This window comes from Mesorhizobium sp. M0830 (genome assembly GCF_040319965.1).
Taxonomy (GTDB): domain Bacteria; phylum Pseudomonadota; class Alphaproteobacteria; order Rhizobiales; family Rhizobiaceae; genus Mesorhizobium.
Genome location: NZ_JAMYOR010000016.1, coordinates 1 through 18,854 on the forward strand (window position 1 = coordinate 1; position 18,854 = coordinate 18,854).

The 18,854-nt window shown below is 63.2% G+C and carries 18 protein-coding genes; 10 read left to right on the plus strand and 8 right to left on the minus strand.

The window, feature by feature from the left end; genetic code table 11:
* Positions 1-302: 302 nt before the first annotated feature.
* Genes NKI20_RS12195 through NKI20_RS12225 form a run of 7 tightly spaced genes read left to right on the plus strand, consistent with a single transcriptional unit; the run spans position 303 to position 6,148 of the window.
* Positions 303-1,199 carry a carbohydrate ABC transporter permease gene (locus tag NKI20_RS12195; protein WP_352600623.1) on the plus strand — a complete coding sequence of 299 codons (897 nt, stop codon included), beginning with the start codon at positions 303-305 and terminating at the stop codon, positions 1,197-1,199.
* Between the two features lie 2 nt (positions 1,200-1,201).
* Positions 1,202-2,068, plus strand: coding sequence for a carbohydrate ABC transporter permease (locus NKI20_RS12200; RefSeq protein WP_352830801.1), 867 nt, complete (start codon positions 1,202-1,204; stop codon positions 2,066-2,068).
* 4 nt (positions 2,069-2,072) lie between these two features.
* Positions 2,073-3,170 (plus strand): ABC transporter ATP-binding protein, encoded by a 1,098-nt coding sequence (locus tag NKI20_RS12205; RefSeq protein ID WP_352830803.1) that lies wholly within the window; start codon positions 2,073-2,075, stop codon positions 3,168-3,170.
* Between the two features lie 5 nt (positions 3,171-3,175).
* Positions 3,176-4,288 carry a mandelate racemase/muconate lactonizing enzyme family protein gene (locus NKI20_RS12210; protein ID WP_352726167.1) on the plus strand — a complete coding sequence of 371 codons (1,113 nt, stop codon included), beginning with the start codon at positions 3,176-3,178 and terminating at the stop codon, positions 4,286-4,288.
* Between the two features lie 9 nt (positions 4,289-4,297).
* The gene (locus NKI20_RS12215; protein WP_352726169.1) at positions 4,298-4,627 is read left to right on the plus strand and encodes an L-rhamnose mutarotase; all 330 of its coding nucleotides are present in this window, start codon (positions 4,298-4,300) and stop codon (positions 4,625-4,627) included.
* A complete protein-coding gene (locus NKI20_RS12220; RefSeq protein WP_352830806.1) occupies positions 4,620-5,696 on the plus strand; it encodes a Gfo/Idh/MocA family protein in 1,077 nt (358 codons plus the stop codon). Before NKI20_RS12215 ends, NKI20_RS12220 begins: the two co-directional genes overlap by 8 nt.
* Positions 5,693-6,148, plus strand: coding sequence for a MaoC/PaaZ C-terminal domain-containing protein (locus NKI20_RS12225; RefSeq protein ID WP_352830964.1), 456 nt, complete (start codon positions 5,693-5,695; stop codon positions 6,146-6,148). Before NKI20_RS12220 ends, NKI20_RS12225 begins: the two co-directional genes overlap by 4 nt.
* 125 nt (positions 6,149-6,273) lie before the next feature.
* Here the strand turns inward: NKI20_RS12225 and NKI20_RS12230 are convergent, their stop codons facing one another.
* The 5 genes from NKI20_RS12230 to NKI20_RS12250 form a co-directional block, all read right to left on the minus strand.
* Positions 6,274-7,170, minus strand: coding sequence for a dihydrodipicolinate synthase family protein (locus NKI20_RS12230; RefSeq protein ID WP_352830808.1), 897 nt, complete (start codon positions 7,168-7,170; stop codon positions 6,274-6,276).
* A 28-nt stretch (positions 7,171-7,198) separates the two neighbouring features.
* Positions 7,199-9,274: a dipeptide ABC transporter ATP-binding protein gene (locus NKI20_RS12235; protein ID WP_352830810.1), complete on the minus strand. Its 2,076-nt coding sequence runs from the start codon at positions 9,272-9,274 to the stop codon at positions 7,199-7,201.
* Positions 9,271-10,179 (minus strand): oligopeptide ABC transporter permease, encoded by a 909-nt coding sequence (gene opp4C, locus NKI20_RS12240; protein ID WP_352830812.1) that lies wholly within the window; start codon positions 10,177-10,179, stop codon positions 9,271-9,273. The genes NKI20_RS12235 and opp4C overlap by 4 nt, the downstream gene beginning before the upstream one ends.
* A complete protein-coding gene (locus NKI20_RS12245; protein ID WP_352830814.1) occupies positions 10,172-11,128 on the minus strand; it encodes an ABC transporter permease in 957 nt (318 codons plus the stop codon). The genes opp4C and NKI20_RS12245 overlap by 8 nt, the downstream gene beginning before the upstream one ends.
* A 91-nt stretch (positions 11,129-11,219) precedes the next feature.
* A complete protein-coding gene (locus NKI20_RS12250; protein WP_352830816.1) occupies positions 11,220-12,821 on the minus strand; it encodes an ABC transporter substrate-binding protein in 1,602 nt (533 codons plus the stop codon).
* A 199-nt stretch (positions 12,822-13,020) separates the two neighbouring features.
* Between NKI20_RS12250 and nanR the strand changes: the two genes are divergently transcribed.
* Positions 13,021-13,722 carry a transcriptional regulator NanR gene (gene nanR / locus NKI20_RS12255; RefSeq protein ID WP_352830966.1) on the plus strand — a complete coding sequence of 234 codons (702 nt, stop codon included), beginning with the start codon at positions 13,021-13,023 and terminating at the stop codon, positions 13,720-13,722.
* Positions 13,723-13,799: 77 nt separating this feature from the next.
* Here the strand turns inward: nanR and kce are convergent, their stop codons facing one another.
* The 3 genes from kce to NKI20_RS12270 are packed head-to-tail and all read right to left on the minus strand — an operon-like array spanning position 13,800 to position 16,496.
* Positions 13,800-14,756, minus strand: coding sequence for a 3,5-dioxohexanoate:acetyl-CoA acetone transferase (gene kce / locus NKI20_RS12260; RefSeq protein WP_352830818.1), 957 nt, complete (start codon positions 14,754-14,756; stop codon positions 13,800-13,802).
* Entirely contained in the window at positions 14,753-15,700 is a 948-nt protein-coding gene (locus tag NKI20_RS12265) for a 3-hydroxyacyl-CoA dehydrogenase (RefSeq protein ID WP_352830820.1), read from the minus strand. Before NKI20_RS12265 ends, kce begins: the two co-directional genes overlap by 4 nt.
* Positions 15,701-15,710: 10 nt before the next feature.
* The gene (locus NKI20_RS12270; RefSeq protein ID WP_352830822.1) at positions 15,711-16,496 is read right to left on the minus strand and encodes an SDR family oxidoreductase; all 786 of its coding nucleotides are present in this window, start codon (positions 16,494-16,496) and stop codon (positions 15,711-15,713) included.
* A 237-nt stretch (positions 16,497-16,733) separates the two neighbouring features.
* Between NKI20_RS12270 and NKI20_RS12275 the strand changes: the two genes are divergently transcribed.
* Both NKI20_RS12275 and NKI20_RS12280 read left to right on the plus strand, forming a co-directional pair.
* Positions 16,734-17,561, plus strand: a complete 828-nt coding sequence (locus tag NKI20_RS12275) for a phosphogluconate dehydrogenase C-terminal domain-containing protein (RefSeq protein WP_352830824.1) — start codon at positions 16,734-16,736, stop codon at positions 17,559-17,561.
* Between the two features lie 327 nt (positions 17,562-17,888).
* Positions 17,889-18,830, plus strand: a complete 942-nt coding sequence (locus NKI20_RS12280; protein WP_352830826.1) for a D-ribose ABC transporter substrate-binding protein — start codon at positions 17,889-17,891, stop codon at positions 18,828-18,830.
* Positions 18,831-18,854: the final 24 nt, after the last annotated feature.

Sequence of the window (18,854 nt, forward strand, 5' to 3'; positions counted from 1 at the left end):
GTCGAACGCCTGCCGCCCCATGGGCGTGGTGTTCCAAGCTGACGTCGGTAGCGGAGGGTCTGAAGACTGCAAGCGGCGATTCTCGGCGACAAGACGTCAAAGCAGGCACTGGACGAAGCGGCCGCCAAGGCGACGCAAATCCTCCAGGACGCCGGCAAACTCTAACAACGGCTCCCAAGGCTGCCTCCTCCATCAGAAAATGGGGGAGGCGACCGCGTTTTCGCGGGATGCTCAGCTGTTTACGCTGATCCTTCGCCCAGGCCCGCGCACCGCCGTCCAATGCAAACACCTCAAGGATTCTGATGAAGGGCTTCAAGCCGTCCGCGCCATTCCTGCTGCTGCTTCCGGCCATGATCGTGCTGGCGGCGGTTGTTGTCGTGCCGTTGCTGCTGTCGCTCTATTCCAGCTTCACGCCTTTCCGCCTGACGCGGCCCGAGACATTCTACGTCTTCATCGGCTTCAGGAACTATCTTTCAATCCTGTCCAACACCGATTTCTGGTGGGCGTTCGGCCGCACGGTGCTGCTGCTGACCATCGCGCTCAATCTCGAAATGCTGCTCGGCCTCGGACTTGCGATGCTGGTCGAGAAGGCAACGCGCGGCCAGCGTATCCTGCGCACGCTGATGATGTTCCCGATGATGTTCTCGCCGATCCTCGTCGGCTTCCAGTTCAAGTTCATGTTCAACGACAATATCGGCCTGGTGAACAATGCCCTGCAGTCGCTCGGCATCACCAGGGATGCCATACCATGGCTGATCGAAGGCCATCTTGCCTTCATCGCCATTTCTATCGCCGAGATCTGGTCGTCGACGGCGATCTTCGCGATCTTGATCCTCGCCGGACTGCTCGCCATGCCCAAGGAGCCGATCGAGGCGGCACGGGTCGACGGCTGCACGCCGTGGCAGACCTTCCGCTATGTGACGTGGCCGTTCGTCATGCCGTTCGCCTACATTGCCATGACCATCCGTTCGCTCGACGTGGCGCGCGCCTATGACATCGTCAAGATCATGACCGATGGCGGACCGGCGGGCCGAACCGAACTGCTTTGGACACTGGTGGCGCGCACCGCCTACAGCGACGGACGCATGGGCATGGCCAACGCCATGGCCTATTTCTCGATCCTGCTGTCGATCGCCTTCACCGTCTATTTCTTCAACAAGCTCGCCGCGGCGCGCACGCAGATCGGTGCTGAGTGGTGAGAATGGACGAAAATTCTTCCGCCCGCCTGAAGCGTCGGCTGATTGGCATTGTCTATCGCATCGGCCTGTTCCTGGCGATGCTGACCATCTGCCTGCCGGGTCTCTGGATCGTGCTCTCGTCGCTGCGACCGGCGGTGGAGATCATGGCCAAGCCGCCGGTGTGGATCCCGCAGGAGATTTCGTTCGACGCCTACATCGCGATGTTCTCCGGCATCGGCAAGGGTGGCATCCCTGTCATCGAATATTTCCGAAACTCGCTGATCATCTCGGTGACCTCGACGGTCATCGCGGTGGCCATCGGCATGGCTGGCGGCTATGCCTTTGCGCGCTACCGCTTCCGCGGCAAGTCGAGCGTCTTTCTCGGCCTGATGCTGACGCGCACGGTGCCCGGCATCGCGCTCTCGCTGCCGCTGTTCTTCCTCTATGTGCGGCTTGGCATCATCGACACGCATTTCGGGCTGATCCTTGCCTATGTTGCGCTCAACGTGCCGTTCACGATCTGGCTGATCGACGGCTTCTTCCGCCAGGTGCCGAAGGACCTCGCGGAGGCGGCGCAGATTGACGGCTGCACGCGCTGGCAGGCGTTCTGGCAGGTCGAGTTCCCGCTCGCCGGACCGGGCATCGCGTCGGCCGCCATCTTCGCCTTCCTGACCTGCTGGAACGAGTTCGCGCTGGCCTCGCAGCTGACCCGCTCGGTAAGCGCCAAGACGCTGCCGGTCGGCCTGCTCGACTACGCGGCCGAGTTCACCATCGACTGGCGCGGCATGTGCGCGCTCGCCGTGGTGATGATCATTCCGGCGCTCACCCTCACCTACATCGTCCAGAAACACCTTGTCGGCGGCCTGACCTCCGGCGCGGTGAAAGGCTGATCCAATGGCAACCGTTACCCTCACCAAGCTCACCAAGCGCTACGGCAATATCGGGATCGTGCACGGTATCGATCTCGACATCGCCGACCGCGAATTCATCGCGCTGGTTGGCCCGTCCGGCTGCGGCAAGTCGACGACGCTGCGCATGATCGCCGGGCTCGAAGAGATCAGCGCCGGCTCGATCGAGATCGGTGGGCGGGTGGTAAACGACCTGCCGCCGCGCTCGCGCAACATCTCGATGGTGTTCCAGTCCTACGCGCTCTACCCGCACATGACAGTGCGCGAGAATCTCGGCTTCTCCCTGAAGATCGCTGGCGCGGCCAAGGAAGACATGGAGCGCCGCGTCGCCGAAGCCTCGGCCATTCTCGGCCTCGATACGCTGCTCGATCGCCGCCCTTCGCAACTGTCCGGCGGCCAGCGCCAGCGCGTCGCCATGGGCCGCGCCATCGTGCGCGACCCCGATGTGTTCCTGTTCGATGAGCCGCTTTCCAATCTCGATGCCAAATTGCGCACGCAGATGCGCACCGAGATCAAGAAGCTGCATGCCAAGGTGCAGTCGACGGTGATCTACGTCACACATGACCAGGTCGAGGCGATGACGCTTGCCGACCGCATCGTCATCATGCGCGACGGTCACATCGAACAGGTCGGCACGCCCGACGAAGTCTTCCGGCGGCCGGCGACGCGCTTCGTCGCGGGCTTCATCGGCTCCCCGCCGATGAATTTGCACGAAGCGACAGTCGATGACGGCAAGCTGGTCTTCGCCAGCGGCGAAAAGCTGCCGCTGCCCGGCCAGTTCAAGGCCAATGTCGCGACCGGCGATAGAGTGGTGTTCGGACTGAGGCCGGATGACATCTACCCAACCGGCCATGGCATCAGCTCCGGCGCTGCGGCCGACGTCCACCAGATCGAACTGCCGATCACGGTCACCGAACCGCTCGGCAACGAGACGCTGGTGTTCGTCGAATTCAACCGCCAAGACTGGGTTTCGCGGATGCTGAATCCGAGGCCGCTGCGGCCCGGCGAGCGGGTCGCCATGAGCCTCGACATGTCGCAGGCGCATCTGTTTGCCACCGAGACCGGAAAGACGCTGCGGAGCTGATCGGCATGGCCAAAATCGAGAAAGTCGACCTTTGCATGGTGGACCTTGTGCCCAAGGTCAAGCGCACCGACGCGATCCAGAGCTTCGTCAGCCAGGAAACGCCGATCGTCACCATCACGGATTCCGACGGCGCGGTCGGTACCGGTTACAGCTACACGATCGGCACCGGCGGCTCGTCGGTGATGCGGCTCCTCTCCGACCATCTGGTGCCGCGCCTGATCGGCCGCGACCCCGACATGATCGAGGCGATCTGGCACGATCTCGAATTTGCCACGCATGCCACCACCATCGGGGCGATCACGGCCATCGCCATCGCGGCGATCGATACCGCGCTTTGGGATCTGCGGGCCAAGAAGCAGAAACTGCCGCTATGGAAACTTGCTGGCGGCGCCAAGGACCGCTGCCCGCTCTACACGACCGAAGGCGGGTGGCTGCATATCGAGACGCAGGCACTGGTCGACGACGCGCTGGCCGCCAAGGCCAAGGGATTTCGCGGCTCGAAAGTGAAGATCGGCAGGCCGCACGGTTCGGAAGATCTTGCCCGCCTGTCGGCGGTGCGCAAGGCGGTCGGCGATGGCTACGAGCTCATGACCGACGCCAATCAGGGTTTCTCGATCGACGAGGCGATCCGGCGCGCGGCGAGGCTGCGCGAACTCGACCTCGCCTGGATCGAGGAGCCGCTGCCGGCCGACGACATCGATGGGCATGTGCGGCTGTCGAACTCGACGCCGACGCCGATCGCCATCGGCGAGTCGCTTTACTCCATCCGCCATTTCCGCGAATACATGCAGAAAGGCGCCTGCTCGATCGTGCAGGTCGATGTCGGCCGCATCGGCGGCATCACGCCCTGGCTCAAGATTGCCCATGCGGCGGAGGCCTTCGACATTCCGGTCTGTCCGCATTTCCTGATGGAACTGCATGTCAGCCTGACCTGCGCTGTTCAGAACGGCAGATATGTCGAGTACATTCCGCAACTCGACCAATTGACCGGCAAGCGCATACGCATCGAAGATGGCCAGGCGCTGGCGCCGGACGAACCGGGCATCGGCATCGACTGGGACTGGGACGCGGTCAAGGCCATGAGCATCGCCGAATTCACCACGGCGATCACGAAATAGGAGACGGGCATGCAGCGGATGGGGATGGTTCTGGGGCTGAAGCCGGAAAAAGTCGAGGAGTATGTCCGCCTGCACGCCGCCGTCTGGCCCGACGTGCTGACCAGGATCTCGGCCTGCAACATCAAGAACTATTCGATCTACCTGAAGCGGCCGGAGAACCTGCTGTTCAGCACCTTCGAGTACCATGGCACCGACTACGAAGCTGACATGGCCAAGATGGCTGCCGACCCCAGGACACAGGAATGGTGGGCGGTCTGCATGCCTTGCCAGGAACCGCTGGCGACGCGCAAGGAAGGCGAATGGTGGGCTGATATGGACGAGGTCTTCCATCATGACTGAAAGCGGTTTCGACCCTGCCTTGCTTGTCCAGTCATGGCCCAAACCCTCCAAGCCGCGGCCGATCGTCACCTTCGGCGCCGGCTCGATTGTCGGGGACGCGCATTTCCCGGCCTACCGGAAGGCCGGCTTTCCCGTCGCTGGGCTCTATGATCCCGATCACACCAAAGCGGAAAAGCTTGCTAGCCAATGGGGCGTGACGGCCTTTCGCACACTTGAGGAAGCGGCCGCCGTCGAGGGTGCGATCTTTGACCTCGCGACGCCGCCCACCCGCCATGCCGATGTGCTGAAAGCATTACCTGGCGGCGCCGTGGCGCTGATCCAGAAGCCGATGGGCGGCCACCTTGCCGAGGCAACCGAAATCCTCGAGATCTGCCGTTCCAAGAAGCTGCAGGCCGCAGTGAATTTCCAGGGGCGCTTCGCACCGATGATGCTGGCGCTGAAGGATGCCATCGCCAAGGGCTGGCTCGGCGAGATCGTCGACTTCGATGCCTGGCTGGCGTTGGCGACACCGTGGGAGCTGTGGGAGTTCCTGCTCAAGGCACCGCGCGTCGAGATCGCCATGCACTCGATCCACTATCTCGACCTGATCCGGCAGCTGCTTGGCGACCCGCGCGGCGTGCACGCCAAGACGCTCGGCCACCCCAACCATTCGGTGGCGCAGACGCGCACCAGCGCAATTCTCGACTATGGCGACACCGTGCGCTGCGCGCTGTCGATCAACCACGATCACAAGTTCGGTCGCCGGCACCAAGCCTCCGAGTTCCGCATCTGCGGCACCGAGGGCGCGGCCTATCTCAAGCTTGGCCTCAACCTCGACTATCCGCGCGGCGAAGCGGAGGTGCTGGAGATCTACCCAAAAGGCGGAACGGATTGGGTCGCGGTGCCATTGGCCGGAGCATGGTTCCCCGACGCCTTCGTCGGCCGCATGGCCAATGTCCAGCGTTTTGCTGCCGGAGAAGATGTTCTGCTGATCAGTCCGGTAGAGGACGCATGGAGCACGATGGCGCTGGTCGAGGCCGCGTATCAGTCGAGCGCGGCACCGGCGACGCCGATCGCGGAAAGGCCCTGATGGAACAGATCCAGTATTTCGAGGACTATGAGATCGGCTCGTCCCGCCTTACCAGCGGCCGCACCATCACCGAGACGGACTTTGTCGTGCATGCCGGCCACACCGGCGATTTCTTTCCGCATCACATGGACGCCGAGTTCATGAAGACGACGCCGTTCGGCCAGCGTATCGCACACGGCACGCTGGTGTTTTCGGTCGGCATCGGGCTGACGGCAACCGTCGTCAACCCTGTAGCCTTTTCCTATGGCTACGACCGGTTGCGCTTCATCAAGCCGGTGTTCATCGGCGACACGATCCGCACGCACACAACCATCGCGGCCAAGGAAGACGATCCCAAGCGGCCAGGTTCAGGGCGGGTAATCGAGCGCTGCGAGGTGATCAATCAGCGTGGCGAAGTGGTGCTCGCGGCCGACCACATCTACATCGTCGAACGCAGGCCCCCGCAGGGCTGAGACTCGACCTGATGCCTATGAGCTGGCCTTGGCCATGAAGTCGGACCGAGAATGGTCGTGCAGATCTGGCAAGCGCCATATATGTTGTCGTATTCGTCGACTGTAGGTCTTTCAGCCAACTCCTCTCACGCCAGCCACTCTCTCACCGCCGGGCGAGCGAGAACCGCGCGCATCCGCTCTTCGGCGTCGGCAACAGCCAGCGCCATCGGCGCGCGGGTCGGGCCGCAATCGACGCCGATGACGCGGAATGCCGCTTTCATGCCCGGCAGGACGCCGGTTTCCAGCAGCACCTCGACGAAATCTTGCGATACCATCTGCAGCATTTTCGCCCGTGCCAGATCGCCGGCGCGGATCGCCTGGTCGATCGCTACATACAGCCTGCCGAGCAGATTGTAGGTGGTGCCGATGCCGCCATCGGTGCCGAGCATGCCGGCGGCGGCATAGATCTCGTCGAAGCCATAGTAGAACAGCTTTTGCGGCTGCCGCTTGCGCAGCAATGAATATTTGAACAGGTCGGTGGAGGTGTATTTGATGCCGATGACATTGCGCAGATCGAGCAGTCGGACCAGCAGGTTGAGCGGCAGCGGCCGGCCGGTGCGCAAGGGGATTTCGTAGACGATCAGCGGGAGGTCCGTCGCCGCCGCCAGCGCCTGATAGTAGCCAAAGACCTCGTCGTCGGAGAATGGATAGGAATGCGGTGGCAGCGCCGACAGCGCGTGATAGCCGAGCTTTCGAGCCTGCCGCGCAAGGCGGATGGAATCGCGCAGGTTCGGCATGCCGACATGGGCGATCAGCCTGGTGCCGATACTTGCAGCGCCAGCGAAGACCATTTCCTGCTGGGCCAGCAATTCGTCCACCGTCAGCAGGCCGGATTCGCCGCTGCTGCCGCCGACATAGAGCCCGGCCAGGCCCTGGCGCAGGACGTAGTCGTTAATGTTGCGCTGGCGCTGCGGATCGAATTCGCCGGCATCGCTTAGTCCGGTCATCAAGGCGGCATACATGCCCGCCAATTCCTTGGTCATTTGGGAATCCTCAGTCCGTTCGGAAATTTCATTGTGTGGCCTCGCCTGCATGGTGGCAGGCGACGAGATGTTTCCCGGCGATGGATGAGCCGAAATCGCGCACCTCCGGCGTCACCCGCGTGCAGATGTCGCTCGCCATCGGACAGCGCGGATGAAAATGGCAACCAAGCGGTGGCTTCGACGGATCGGGCACCGCACCGCCCAGCACGATGCGCCGGCGTGTACCGCCGGCCTTGGGGTCGGGCACCGGGATCGCCGACAGCAGCGCGCGTGTATACGGGTGCAGCGGCCTGCCGAACACCCCTGCCGTGGTGCCGATCTCGACGATCCGGCCCAGATACATCACCGCGACATGGTCGCTGAGATAGCGGATCATCGACAGGTCATGACCGATGAACAGATAGGTCAGCCCGAGGCGCGCCTTGAGGTCGTCCAGCAGATTGACGATCTGCGCCTGGATGGAGACGTCGAGCGCCGAGATCGGCTCGTCGGCAATAATGAATTTTGGATTGGCCGCCAGAGCGCGGGCAATGCCGACACGCTGGCGCTGGCCACCGGAGAGCTCGAACGGGTAGCGGTCGCGCAGCGCCTCCCGCAAGCCGACCAGCGCCAGCAATTCACTGACGCGGGCATCGCGCGAGGCGCGCGTGCCGATCTTCTGCGCACGCAGCCCCTCGCCGATAATGCGCCCGACCGTCATGCGCGGGTTGAGCGATCCGAACGGGTTCTGGAAAACCATCTGTATGTCGCGGCGGCGCAGCTTGAGCTGCTCGCCTGTCGCAGCGGCATAGTCCCTGCCCTCGAAGACGATGCTGCCCGCGCTCGGCGGCTCGAGCCCGAGCACCGCGCGGCCGGTCGTCGACTTGCCGCAGCCGCTTTCACCGACCAGCGCCAGAGTCTCGCCGCGCATCACCTTGAAACTCACCCCATCGACGGCATGCACGGCGCCGACCTGTCGCCTGAGCACACCGCGCCGAATGGGAAAATGCACCTTGAGATCGGCGACGACGAGCAGCGGTTCTTGCTGGAGCGTCGCAGCCGGTGCCGCGCTGGGCGCGGCTGCCGGCGCGCGCGGCAATCGCTCGACTTGCCGCCAGCGCCAGCATGCGGCGGTGTGGCTGGCGCCGACCGTTTCCACTGGCGGTTTCTGCTCGCGGCAGCGCGCCTCGGCATAATCGCAGCGCGGCGCGAAGGGGCAGAACGCCGGCGGCAGGGTGACATTGGGCGGCGCGCCCTTGATCGGCACCAGCCTTGTGTTTGCCGCCGTCAGCGACGGAATCGAATTCAACAAGCCGATTGTATAGGGGTGCGTTGTTGCCGAGAACAGCTCGTCGACCGGCGCACATTCTACGATCGAGCCGGCATACATCACCGCGACGCGATCGGCGAAGCCGGCAACGAGGCTGAGGTCATGGCTGATCCAGATGATCGCCATTCCGAGCTGTTTCTGCAGGCGAGCGACCAGCTCGACGATCTGTGCCTGGATGGTGACATCGAGTGCCGTGGTCGGCTCGTCGGCGATCAGGATCGACGGCTTGCAAACCAAGGCCATGGCGATGCCGATGCGCTGCAATTGCCCGCCGGAGAACTGGTGTGGAAAGGCGCGCATGCGCTGCGGCGCGTTGGCAATGCCGACGAGATCCAGCATGTCGAGCGCCTGGCGCTGTGCTTGTGGCTGGCTCAGGCCCTGGTGCTCGCGCAGCGCCTCGGTCAGTTGCAGGCCGATGGTCAGCACCGGGTTCAGCGACGACATCGGATCCTGGAAGATCATGGCGATGTCGCGGCCGCGGATCTGGCGCAGTTCGCTGTCGGGCATGGCCAGCAGATCGCGACCGCGAAACAACGCTCGGCCGGCGGTGACGCGGCCGGGCGGCTTGCGGATCAGGCCCATCAGCGTCTGCACGGTGACCGACTTGCCGGAGCCGCTTTCGCCGACAATGGCCAGCGACTCGCCCTCGGCAAGATCGAAGGAGACGTCGTTGACGGCATAGACGGAGCTGCCTTTGGGGCCGAATTCGACACTCAGCCCTTGCACGGAAAGCACAGCTTGCTGTCCTATCCCCTTTGCAGCCCTGTCGACGTCAAGTGTGTCGATGCCCGTCATTTGGCGCCCCCACCCATGATGTGCTGCGGGTCGAGCGCGTCACGCAGGCCGTCGCCGACGAAGTTGATGCTGAGCACCGCCAACGCGATCATCGCGCCGGGCGGGATCCACATCCAGGGCTGGCTCTCGAGGATCGACAGCGTGCGGGCATCGCGCAGCATGTTGCCCCAGCTGGCCGCCGGCGCCTGCGCGCCGAGGCCGAGGAAGGACAGCGAGGCTTCGAGCAGGATGACGGTGGCCACGTCGAGCGTGATCGCCACCAGGATCGGGCCCAGCACGTTGGGCAATATGTGTTCGAGAATGATGACCGACGGCGAGGTACCGAGCGAGCGCGCGGCGAGGACGAATTCCTGGTTGCGCAGCGCCAGTATCTCGCCGCGCGTCAGCCGGGCGATGGACGGCCAGCTGAGCAGGCCGATCACCACCATGGTGTTGAAGATGCTCGGTCCGACCACTGCGACGAAGGCGATGATGATGACCAGGCGTGGAAAGGTCAGCACCATGTCGATCACGCCCGTCAGCAAGAGGTCGACCTTGCCGCCGAAATAGCCGGCAATGCAGCCGATGAAGATGCCTATTGCCGCTGAGATCGCCACCGCGACGAAGCCGACCGTCAGCGAGATGCGGCCGCCATAGAGGATGCGGGCAAAGATGTCGCGACCGGTGCCGTCGCTGCCCAGCCAATGCACGCCCCCGGGCGGCTGGTTGCGGCCGCGCAGGTCGATGTCGTTGGGGCCGTAGTGAGCGATCAGCGGCGCCAGCATGCAGGCGAGCACGATGATGGCGAGCATGATCAGCCCGAGCGTCGCCAGACGGTGATTGAGGAAGCGGCGGACCGCCTCTGCCCACAGGCCGCGCGAGGCGCCGACAGCGATCGTCACATCGGCGGCGGTGACGTCAGTCATAGCTCACCCGCGGGTCGAGCACGCTGTAGGCAAGATCGGTCGCGAGATTCGCCAGCATGACGATGATGGCGGTGATCAGCACATAGCCCATGATGACCGGACTATCCCTGTTCACCACCGCGTCGATGAACATCAGGCCGATGCCCGGCCACTGGAAAATCGTCTCGATCACCACCGAGCCGCCGAACAGCGTCGGCAAAGCGAGGCCGAAGACGGTGACCAGCGGGATCAGCGCGTTGCGCAGGCCGTGGCGCAGCGTGATCGTGCTTGGCCTCAGGCCCTTGGCTTTGGCGGTGCGCATATAGTCCTGGTTCAGCACGTCGAGCATGCCGGCGCGGGCATAGCGCATGAAGATGGCGGCGCGGAACAAAGCAAGTGCTGCCGCCGGCAGGATCAGGTGCCTGAGATTGTCGAGGAGCGAGAAGTTGTCGCCCGCCGTCGAGATGCCCGACGACGGCAGCCAGCGCAGTTCAAGCGCAAAGACGTAGACGAGCAGCAGCCCCATGAAGAAATCCGGGATCGACACGCCGACGAAGCCGCCCAGCGTCAGCGAATAGTCGGTCAACTTGTATTGCCGGAGCGCCGAGATCACGCCCAGCGTGGTGCCGATGAGGAAGGCGACGAGCAGTGCCACCGCCATCAGCTCCAGCGTCATCGGCAGGCGCTCGCCGATGATATCGCCGACGCTGCGACCGTTGACGAAGGAGCGGCCGAGATTGCCGTGCAGGATCTGGCCGATCCAGTTGAGGTATTGGATGTAGAACGGCTGGTCGAGGCCGAGCTCGCCGCGCCGCATCGCGATCAGCGCCTCGCTCGACGGCGCCTCCGCCGTGATCATCGCCAGCACGGCGTCGCCCGGCATGGCATGCGCGATCGCGAAGACTATGACGGTGACGCCGAACAGCACCGGGATGCTGAGCAGCAGCTTGCGCATGAGATAGCTGAGCACCGGCTTCTCCTATCGCTGAAGGCGGCTGTTGAGGCGGTTGGTCATGAGGTTCCACCTCATGACCAACCGATGAGGGCGTCTACGCAGCGGCCTATTTTGCCACTTCCCACTTCTCGACTTCGTTGTAGACCGGGTGGTTGAAGATCACGAGCGGCTGCTCCTTGAAGTGCTGCGCCAGGCCAACGATGCGGTTGTTGAAAGCCAGCGGCCGCACCTCGTTCCACAGCCAGGCCTTGGGCAGCTCCTCGTTGAGGATGCGTGACGCTTCCTGGTAACTTTCGGCACGCACGGCTCGGTCGGTCGATTCCAGCCCCTTGTTGAACAGTTCATCGACCTTGGTATTGCAATAGCCCATGCTGAGTGGTTTTGCGCCGCAGACGACGACCGGCGAACCGAGCGAGGGATCGAGCCCCATACCGTTGGCGAAAAAGCCCATCTGGAAGCTGCCGTCGGCATAGGTCTGGTTGATTGCCGCCGGATCGAGCAGGCGCGGCTGGATGTTGACGCCGACTGCGGCCAGATAGCTCTGGATGGCGGTGACGGTGTCGACATTCATCTGGTCGGAATAGTAGTAGATGAAATCGACCGGCTGGCTGCTGTCCCAGCCCGCGTCGGTGAGCAATTGCTTGGCCTTGTCAGGATTGTAGTCGTAGGGATCGAGGTCCTTGGCGCGTGCCCAATCCTGCGGAAACAGCGTGTTCGACAGCTCGCCGGCGCCTTGCTTGACCGTCTCGATGATGGCCTTGCGGTCGATGGCGTAGAGCATTGCCTGACGCACCCGCACGTCGGCAAAGCGCTTGTTCTCCAGGTTGAACTGCAAGTAGGTCGGCAAGCCGGCGGAGAATTTCGGCAGCACCGTCAAATAGTCGAGCTTCTGCAGCCGGGCGAGTTCGGAGATGGGCACGCCACCGCCCTCATAGGACATGGCGTCGACCTCCTGCGTTTCGAGTGCGGCGATGATCGGCGGCACGTCCTTGTAGATCTGGTAGATGATGCGCTCGAGCTTCGGCGCACCGAGGAAATAGTCGGGATTGCGGTCGACCTCGACATATTGGTCGCTTTCGTATTTCTTCCAGACAAACGGGCCGGTGCCGACGCGGTTGACCCAGAAGGCGTTGCCCTTGATATCGCCGGGCGCGACCTTGCCGAGGATGTGTTCGGGAAAGATGCTTATCGCGATAAGCTGCAGCTCGACCCAGAGAGGCTTGGCGCTGTCGAGTTCAATCTGGACGGTCGTGTCGTCAAGCGCCTTGACCCCGGCAAGCGAGGAGGCCGAGCCATCCTGGAAAGCCTTGTATCCGGCCACCGAGCCGAGCTTCTGCGCCCAAGGCGAGCCAACCTTGGGGTTGGCGTAGAGGTTGAGGCTGAACACCACGTCCTTGGCGGTGAAGGGCGTTCCGTCATGCCATTTGACGCCGTGGCGCAGGCTGAAGACATAGGTCTTGCCGCCATCGGGCGTCTTCCAGCTTTCGGCCAGCATCGGTTGCACGCCATCGCCCGTCCATTTGATGTGGACCAGTCCCTGCAGCACGGTCTCGTCGAGCCTATGGCCGCACGTGGTGTGCAGTGTTCCCATCTCGATGCAGCCGGTGCGCATGGCGGAACGGAACGTGCCGCCCTCCTCGGCCTTGGCGATCACTGCGGCAAACATCAGCGCCATCGCCGGCACAAGGCTCATCAGCAGTCGTCTCATGGAATTCTCCTCCCATTGCTTTCCGCCGGCCGAAATCGGGGCGATGCCCCTGCTCCAGGCCTGCTCCCGCGTCAGACCCTCGCCTGCCGCGCCGACCGCCGCGCCATTGGCCGGCGGCGACCTCCTCCAACCCTTCGGTTCCGCAAGTCCTCGCTTGCGGCGACTGGTCTAATAGCTTAAAAGGTAGACCATGCACAATATGCCGGTTCGAAAAAAATTGTCCGATGAAGTCCGCCTCCGTCTGGAGGAGATGATCCGCGACGAGGTCTATCCGGTCGGCGGCTCGCTGCCGTCCGAGCGCGACCTGATGTCGATGTTCGATGTCGGGCGCCCCTCGGTGCGCGAAGCGCTGTTTGCGCTGGAGAAAATGGGGTTGGTGCGCATCAACAGCGGCGAGCGGCCGAAGGTGACGCGGCCGACGTCGAAAAATATGCTGGAGCAGTTGACCGGCACGGCCCATCTGTTGATGGACCAGCCCGACGGCATCGGCCATTTCGAGCAGCTGCGGCTGTTCCTCGAAGTTTCGATCGCGCGCCATGCCGCCGAGGTGGCGACGCGCGAACAGGTCGATGCGCTGGCGGCGGCACTTGCCGAGAACGAGCGCGCCATCCCGCGCGCTCGCGCCTTCGCCATCACCGATGTGGCGTTTCACCGGGTGTTGACCGCGATTCCCGGCAACCCGATCTTCCTCGCCGCGCATGAAGCGCTGGTGGAATGGCTGATCAACCAGCGCATCCACATGGCCAACACCGAGGTGGAGAACCGCAGGAGCTTTGCCGGCCATAAAGCCGTGTTCGAGGCCATCGAGCGGCACGACCCGGAAGCTGCCGGCCGGGCGATGCGCGAGCATCTGGAAAACGCCCGGCGCAAGTTCAATTCGGGTCTGGCGAAACCCGACTAGGCTCGCCTGTCTTCACGCTTCGATCTTCATGCCGTCATCTCGGTATTTGGCGCCGCACAGCGATTGGTCGGGCCGCGTCAGAAAGCGACCTTGTCGCCGCCTTTCAATGACAGGATTTCACGTGCCTCGTCGGGCGTCGCCACTTCCATGCCGAGCCCTTCGATGATCTTGCGGGCTAGGAGCACTTGTTCTGCGTTCGATTTGGCAAGCTTGCCCTTGCCCGCCCACAGGCTGTCCTCCAACCCAACGCGGATGTTGCCACCGAGTGAGGCTGATTGCGCGGCGATCCGCAGTTGGCTGGCGCCGGCGCCCAGCACCGACCAACGGAACTGGTCGCCGAACAACCGGTCAGCCGTGCGCTTCATATGAGCCACGTCTTCGGGATGCGTGCCGATACCGCCAAGCAGCCCGAACACCGACTGCACGAAGAAAGGCGGTTTCACCAGCCCACGGTCGGCGAAATGGGAAAGGTTGTAGAGATGGGCGATGTCGTAGCATTCGAATTCGAAGCGCGTGCCATTGTCGTAGCAGGTCGCCAGGATGTACTCGATGTCCTTGAACGAGTTGCGGAAGACGAGGTCGCGCGTCGCTTCCAGATGCGGCTTTTCCCAGTCGAACTTGAAGGTCTCGTATTTGTCGGCGAGGTGATAGAGCCCGAAATTGATCGAACCCATATTAAGCGAGGCGACCTCGGGCTTGAACTGGGCGGCTGGGCGCACACGCTCCTCGACCTTCATGTAGGGGCTGCCGCCGGTGGTGATGTTGATGGCGGCTTTGGTGCCTTGCTTGACGCGTGGCAGGAAGCGGGCGAAGGCCTCCGGCGTCTGGTCGGGCTTGCCGGTCTCCGGGTCGCGGGCATGCAGATGCAGGATCGCGGCACCGGCTTCCGCCGCGGCGATCGCCTCCGAGGCAATCTGGTCGGGTGTGATCGGCAAATAGGGCGACATGGTCGGCGTGTGGATCGCGCCCGTCACCGCGCAGGTGATGATGACCTTGCCCCTGGTCTGCTGAGCGCCGCGGGTCGTCTCGATCATTGTCCATACTCCTGGTCCGATTTTTTCTTGTGCGCCGCCAGCGCCATCAGCCGGCGGTCGCGCCATACCTGCCGCTCGCCGAGGTTCTCGCGCGGCAGGCGTTCGCGGCGGTCGGATTCGACGGTCTTCATCACCTCGCCCGCCCAGTCGACGCGGCGCAGCATCTGCGGAAAGATGTTCGAATAGATCGACTGATAGCGCTCGACATAGTCGCGCACGCCGCCGGGCGCGTTCAGATCGATTGTCTCGAACGGACCCATGAATGACCAGCGCAGCGCCAGTCCCTCGCGGATGCCGATGTCGACATCCTCGACACTGGCGTAACCGTCGGCGACAAGCCGGAACGCTTCCTCAAGCAATGCGCCTTGCAAGCGGTTCATGATGAAGCCGTCGAGCTCGCGCTTCATCACAAGCGGTGCGTGGCCGGCATCGATGAGGAAGGCGCGGGTCCTTTCCAAGGTCTCGGCGGACGTCCACGGCGCGGGCACGATTTCGGCTGCCGGAATGAGATAGGGCGGATTGATCGGATGCACGACCAGGCAGCGATGGCGCCCTTGCAGATGGTCGGTGAATTTCGATGGCAAGAGCGCCGAGGTGGAGCTGGCGATGATCGTCTGCGGATCGGCAAGCCTGTCGATCTGAGAGAATACGTCACGTTTCACCTCCAGGTTTTCGGGCGTGTTCTCCTGGACATGGGCTGCACCGGCCAGCGCCTCCGCCAACTCGGCGACTATTGCGATCCGGCCGACCACGGCGTCGACCGCCTGTCCTCGCAGGAGGTCGTTCCTGGCGAGATCGCCAAGCACGCCGGCAATGTAGTCGCGGGCGCCGCCAGTCGCGGCGGGCGACTGATCCCACATCCGCACATTATGGCCGGCACGGGCAAAGCTGATCGCCCAGGCTCGCCCGATGAACCCGCTTCCGACAATCGCGACATTGGCCATGGACTATTCCTCAGAGTGTTTCGACATTGCCGTCGACGCCGAGCGACTGGCCGGAAATGTTGATCCCCGCATCGGAGAGCAGGAAGGCGACCATCGCGGCGACATCATAGGGGCTGGTCATACGGCGCAGCGAGATGTTCTGCAGATAGCGATCCCTCATCTCCTCATGGCTGATGCCGACCTGCTTGGCACGTGCCGAGATGACGCCTTCGATGCGCGGCCCCTCGATGATGCCGGGTAGGATGGCGTTGACCCTTATGCCGTGCGGCCCGAGTTCCTTGGCGAGACTCTGCGTGAAACCGATGACGCCGAACTTCGCCGCCGAATAGGGCGTGCGGAAGGCGTAGCCATGCCGGCCGGCCGCCGACGACATCGAGACGATCGAGCCGCCGCCCGCCGCCTTGATCAGCGGCACCGCGCGTCGGGCACACAGGAACTGGCCGGTCAGGCAGATGTCGATGCAATGTCGCCAGTCCGCCGGATCGATCTCCTCGACACCGCCGGTCGGTCCGGCAATGCCGGCATTGTTGATCAGCGCATCGAGACCGCCCAGCTTTTCTCTAACGGCCTCGAAAAGCCGGTCGACGTCGTCGTCACGCGAGACATCGGCCTTGATCGCGGCGACCAGATCGATCTTGCCGGGAGCAGCGGCCAGCGCCTCGTCGGAAACGTCGCAGACTATGATGCGAGCGCCGAGCCGCGACAACGTGTCGGCTATGGCAAACCCGATGCCTCCAGCGCCTGCCGTCACCAGCACGCGCTGGCCTTTCAGCCCGGTCAGAAAGTCGTCCTGCATGCAACAGCTCCAGCGAGATTCCTGGCTATATAGGAACGGACACTGGCGTGGGTACGCGATCCGCGCAAGTGAGAGCCGGTCGAGCTACGGGCTACGGGGGACGCGCGGCCGGAGACCGGCAGTCATGACTTGGGGCATTCACCGTTATCGGATTGCCAAGGTATGGTAGTGTGATTATACCAGTTGATAAGCTGACGACGGGCGATGCCGTCGGATGAGACCAGGAGTAGTGGCCAGATGACAACGATTGCGCTGTTCGGTGCCGGCGGGAAAATGGGTTACCGCCTATCAACTAATTTTCGCGGATCACCCTACACGATACGCCATGTCGAGGTCAGCGAGGCCGGCCGCGAACGGCTGAAGACCGGACTGGGTTTCGATGCGGTGAGCGCCGACGAGGCGCTCAAGGGCGCCGACGTGGTGATCCTGGCCGTTCCGGACACGCATATCGGCAAAGTGGCGACTAGCATCGAGAGCCAGCTGGCGCCGGGCACGATGGTGGTGGTGCTCGACGCGGCGGCACCTTTCGCCGGTCATCTGCCGAACCGGCCGGACCTCACCTATTTCGTCACCCACCCCTGCCATCCGCCGATCTTCAATGACGAGACCGACATGGCGGCCAAGAAGGATTATTTCGGCGGCGTCAAGGCCAAGCAGCATATGGTCAGCGCCTTGATGCAGGGACCGGAAGAGGATTACGCCAAGGGCGAGGCGATCGCAAAAATCATCTGGGCGCCGGTCATGCGCTCGCACCGCGTCACCGTCGAACAGATGGCGCTGCTCGAGCCTGGCCTTTCGGAGACGGTCTGCGCCTCGCTGTTGGTGGTCATGAAGGAGGCCGTCGACGAGGTCGTGGCGCGCGGCGTCGACAAGCAGGCGGCGCTCGACTTCCTGCTCGGCCATATGAACGTGCTCGGCGCCGTCATCTTCGGCGAGACCAAGGGCGTGTTCTCGGACGCCTGCAACAAGGCGATCGAATTCGGCAAGCCGGTGTTGATGCGTGACGACTGGAAGCGCGTCTTCGAACCGGAAGAGATCGCCGCAAGCATTCAGCGCATCACCTGAAAGAGCACATGCGCTTGGCGCAGCGTCCCGACGCGTCGGCGTACCGCTACCGACACTCCGTTTGCCGCCATCAGGCACATGTCACCTGAATTAGTGATTGACTCATCATACCAGTTGGCTTAGCTGTTCATGGCTCGGATCGACAAGGTTTCGCAGGGAGTACGAAGCCTGGCGAGTGGAGGATGGCTGGTGAGCAACGATCCGCTGAGGGGAGCCGGCAAACGGCTCTTTAGCCCGAAAGCGATCCGCCGCCCGCGCTGCCTGACGAATTCGGATGCCGACAGAGGCCTTGGTTGACCAAGGTAATTTTTCAAACGGGAGGACTTCATGAAACTCACTCGCAGAATGACGCTTGCGGCTTTCGCCGGCATGCTGGCGCTTGGCACGGCGATGCCCGCCTATGCGGCGGATCTCATCGCCATCATCACGCCCTCGCACGACAATCCGTTCTTCAAGGCGGAAGCCGTCGGCGCCGAGGCCAAGGCCAAGGAACTCGGCTACGAGGCGCTGGTCCTCGTCCATGACGACGACGCCAACAAGCAGTCCGAGCTGATCGACACCGCAATCGGTCGTGGCGCCAAGGCGATCATCCTCGACAATGCCGGCGCCGACGCCACAGTCGCCGCCGTACAGAAGGCCAAGGATGCGGGCATTCCGTCCTTCCTGATCGATCGCGAGATCAACGCCACCGGCGTCGCCATGGCGCAGATCGTCTCCAACAACTATCAGGGCGCCCAACTCGGCGCGCAGGAATTCGTCAAGCTGATGGGCGAGAAGGGCAATTTCGTCGAGCTGGTCGGCAAGGAATCCGATACCAATGCCGGCATCCGCTCCAAGGGCTATCACGACGTCATCGACGACTATCCGGATCTGAAGATGGTCGCCCAGCAGTCGGCCAACTGGAGCCAGACGGAAGCCTATTCCAAGATGGAATCGATCCTGCAGGCCAACCCCGACATCAAGGGCGTCATCTCCGGCAACGACACGATGGCGATGGGCGCCTATGCAGCACTTGCCGCGGCGAACCGCAAGGATGTCATCGTCGTCGGCTTCGACGGATCGAACGACGTGCGCGACTCCATCACCTCGGGCGGCATCAAGGCGACCGTCCTGCAGCCGGCCTTCGCGCAGGCGCAGATGGCGGTCGAGCAGGCCAACGACTTCATCAAGAACAAGAAGTCGCCGGCCAAGGAAAAGCAGCTGATGGATTGCGTCCTGGTCAATGGCGAGAATGCCGCCAAGCTCGAGACCTTCGCGCTGACCAACTGAGCCAGCGTGATTTGAACAGCGAGG

Excerpts from the sequence above, each read along its gene's own strand:
- NKI20_RS12195 (WP_352600623.1), top strand. The coding sequence starts at position 303 with ATGAAGGGCTTCAAGCCGTCCGCGCCATTCCTGCTGCTGCTTCCGGCC.
- NKI20_RS12200 (WP_352830801.1), top strand. The coding sequence starts at position 1,202 with ATGGACGAAAATTCTTCCGCCCGCCTGAAGCGTCGGCTGATTGGCATT.
- NKI20_RS12205 (WP_352830803.1), top strand. The coding sequence starts at position 2,073 with ATGGCAACCGTTACCCTCACCAAGCTCACCAAGCGCTACGGCAATATC.
- NKI20_RS12210 (WP_352726167.1), top strand. The coding sequence starts at position 3,176 with ATGGCCAAAATCGAGAAAGTCGACCTTTGCATGGTGGACCTTGTGCCC.
- NKI20_RS12215 (WP_352726169.1), top strand. The coding sequence starts at position 4,298 with ATGCAGCGGATGGGGATGGTTCTGGGGCTGAAGCCGGAAAAAGTCGAG.
- NKI20_RS12220 (WP_352830806.1), top strand. The coding sequence starts at position 4,620 with ATGACTGAAAGCGGTTTCGACCCTGCCTTGCTTGTCCAGTCATGGCCC.
- NKI20_RS12230 (WP_352830808.1), bottom strand. The coding sequence starts at position 7,170 with ATGACCAAGGAATTGGCGGGCATGTATGCCGCCTTGATGACCGGACTA.
- NKI20_RS12235 (WP_352830810.1), bottom strand. The coding sequence starts at position 9,274 with ATGACGGGCATCGACACACTTGACGTCGACAGGGCTGCAAAGGGGATA.
- opp4C (WP_352830812.1), bottom strand. The coding sequence starts at position 10,179 with ATGACTGACGTCACCGCCGCCGATGTGACGATCGCTGTCGGCGCCTCG.
- NKI20_RS12250 (WP_352830816.1), bottom strand. The coding sequence starts at position 12,821 with ATGAGACGACTGCTGATGAGCCTTGTGCCGGCGATGGCGCTGATGTTT.
- nanR (WP_352830966.1), top strand. The coding sequence starts at position 13,021 with ATGCCGGTTCGAAAAAAATTGTCCGATGAAGTCCGCCTCCGTCTGGAG.
- kce (WP_352830818.1), bottom strand. The coding sequence starts at position 14,756 with ATGATCGAGACGACCCGCGGCGCTCAGCAGACCAGGGGCAAGGTCATC.
- NKI20_RS12265 (WP_352830820.1), bottom strand. The coding sequence starts at position 15,700 with ATGGCCAATGTCGCGATTGTCGGAAGCGGGTTCATCGGGCGAGCCTGG.
- NKI20_RS12270 (WP_352830822.1), bottom strand. The coding sequence starts at position 16,496 with ATGCAGGACGACTTTCTGACCGGGCTGAAAGGCCAGCGCGTGCTGGTG.
- NKI20_RS12275 (WP_352830824.1), top strand. The coding sequence starts at position 16,734 with ATGACAACGATTGCGCTGTTCGGTGCCGGCGGGAAAATGGGTTACCGC.
- NKI20_RS12280 (WP_352830826.1), top strand. The coding sequence starts at position 17,889 with ATGAAACTCACTCGCAGAATGACGCTTGCGGCTTTCGCCGGCATGCTG.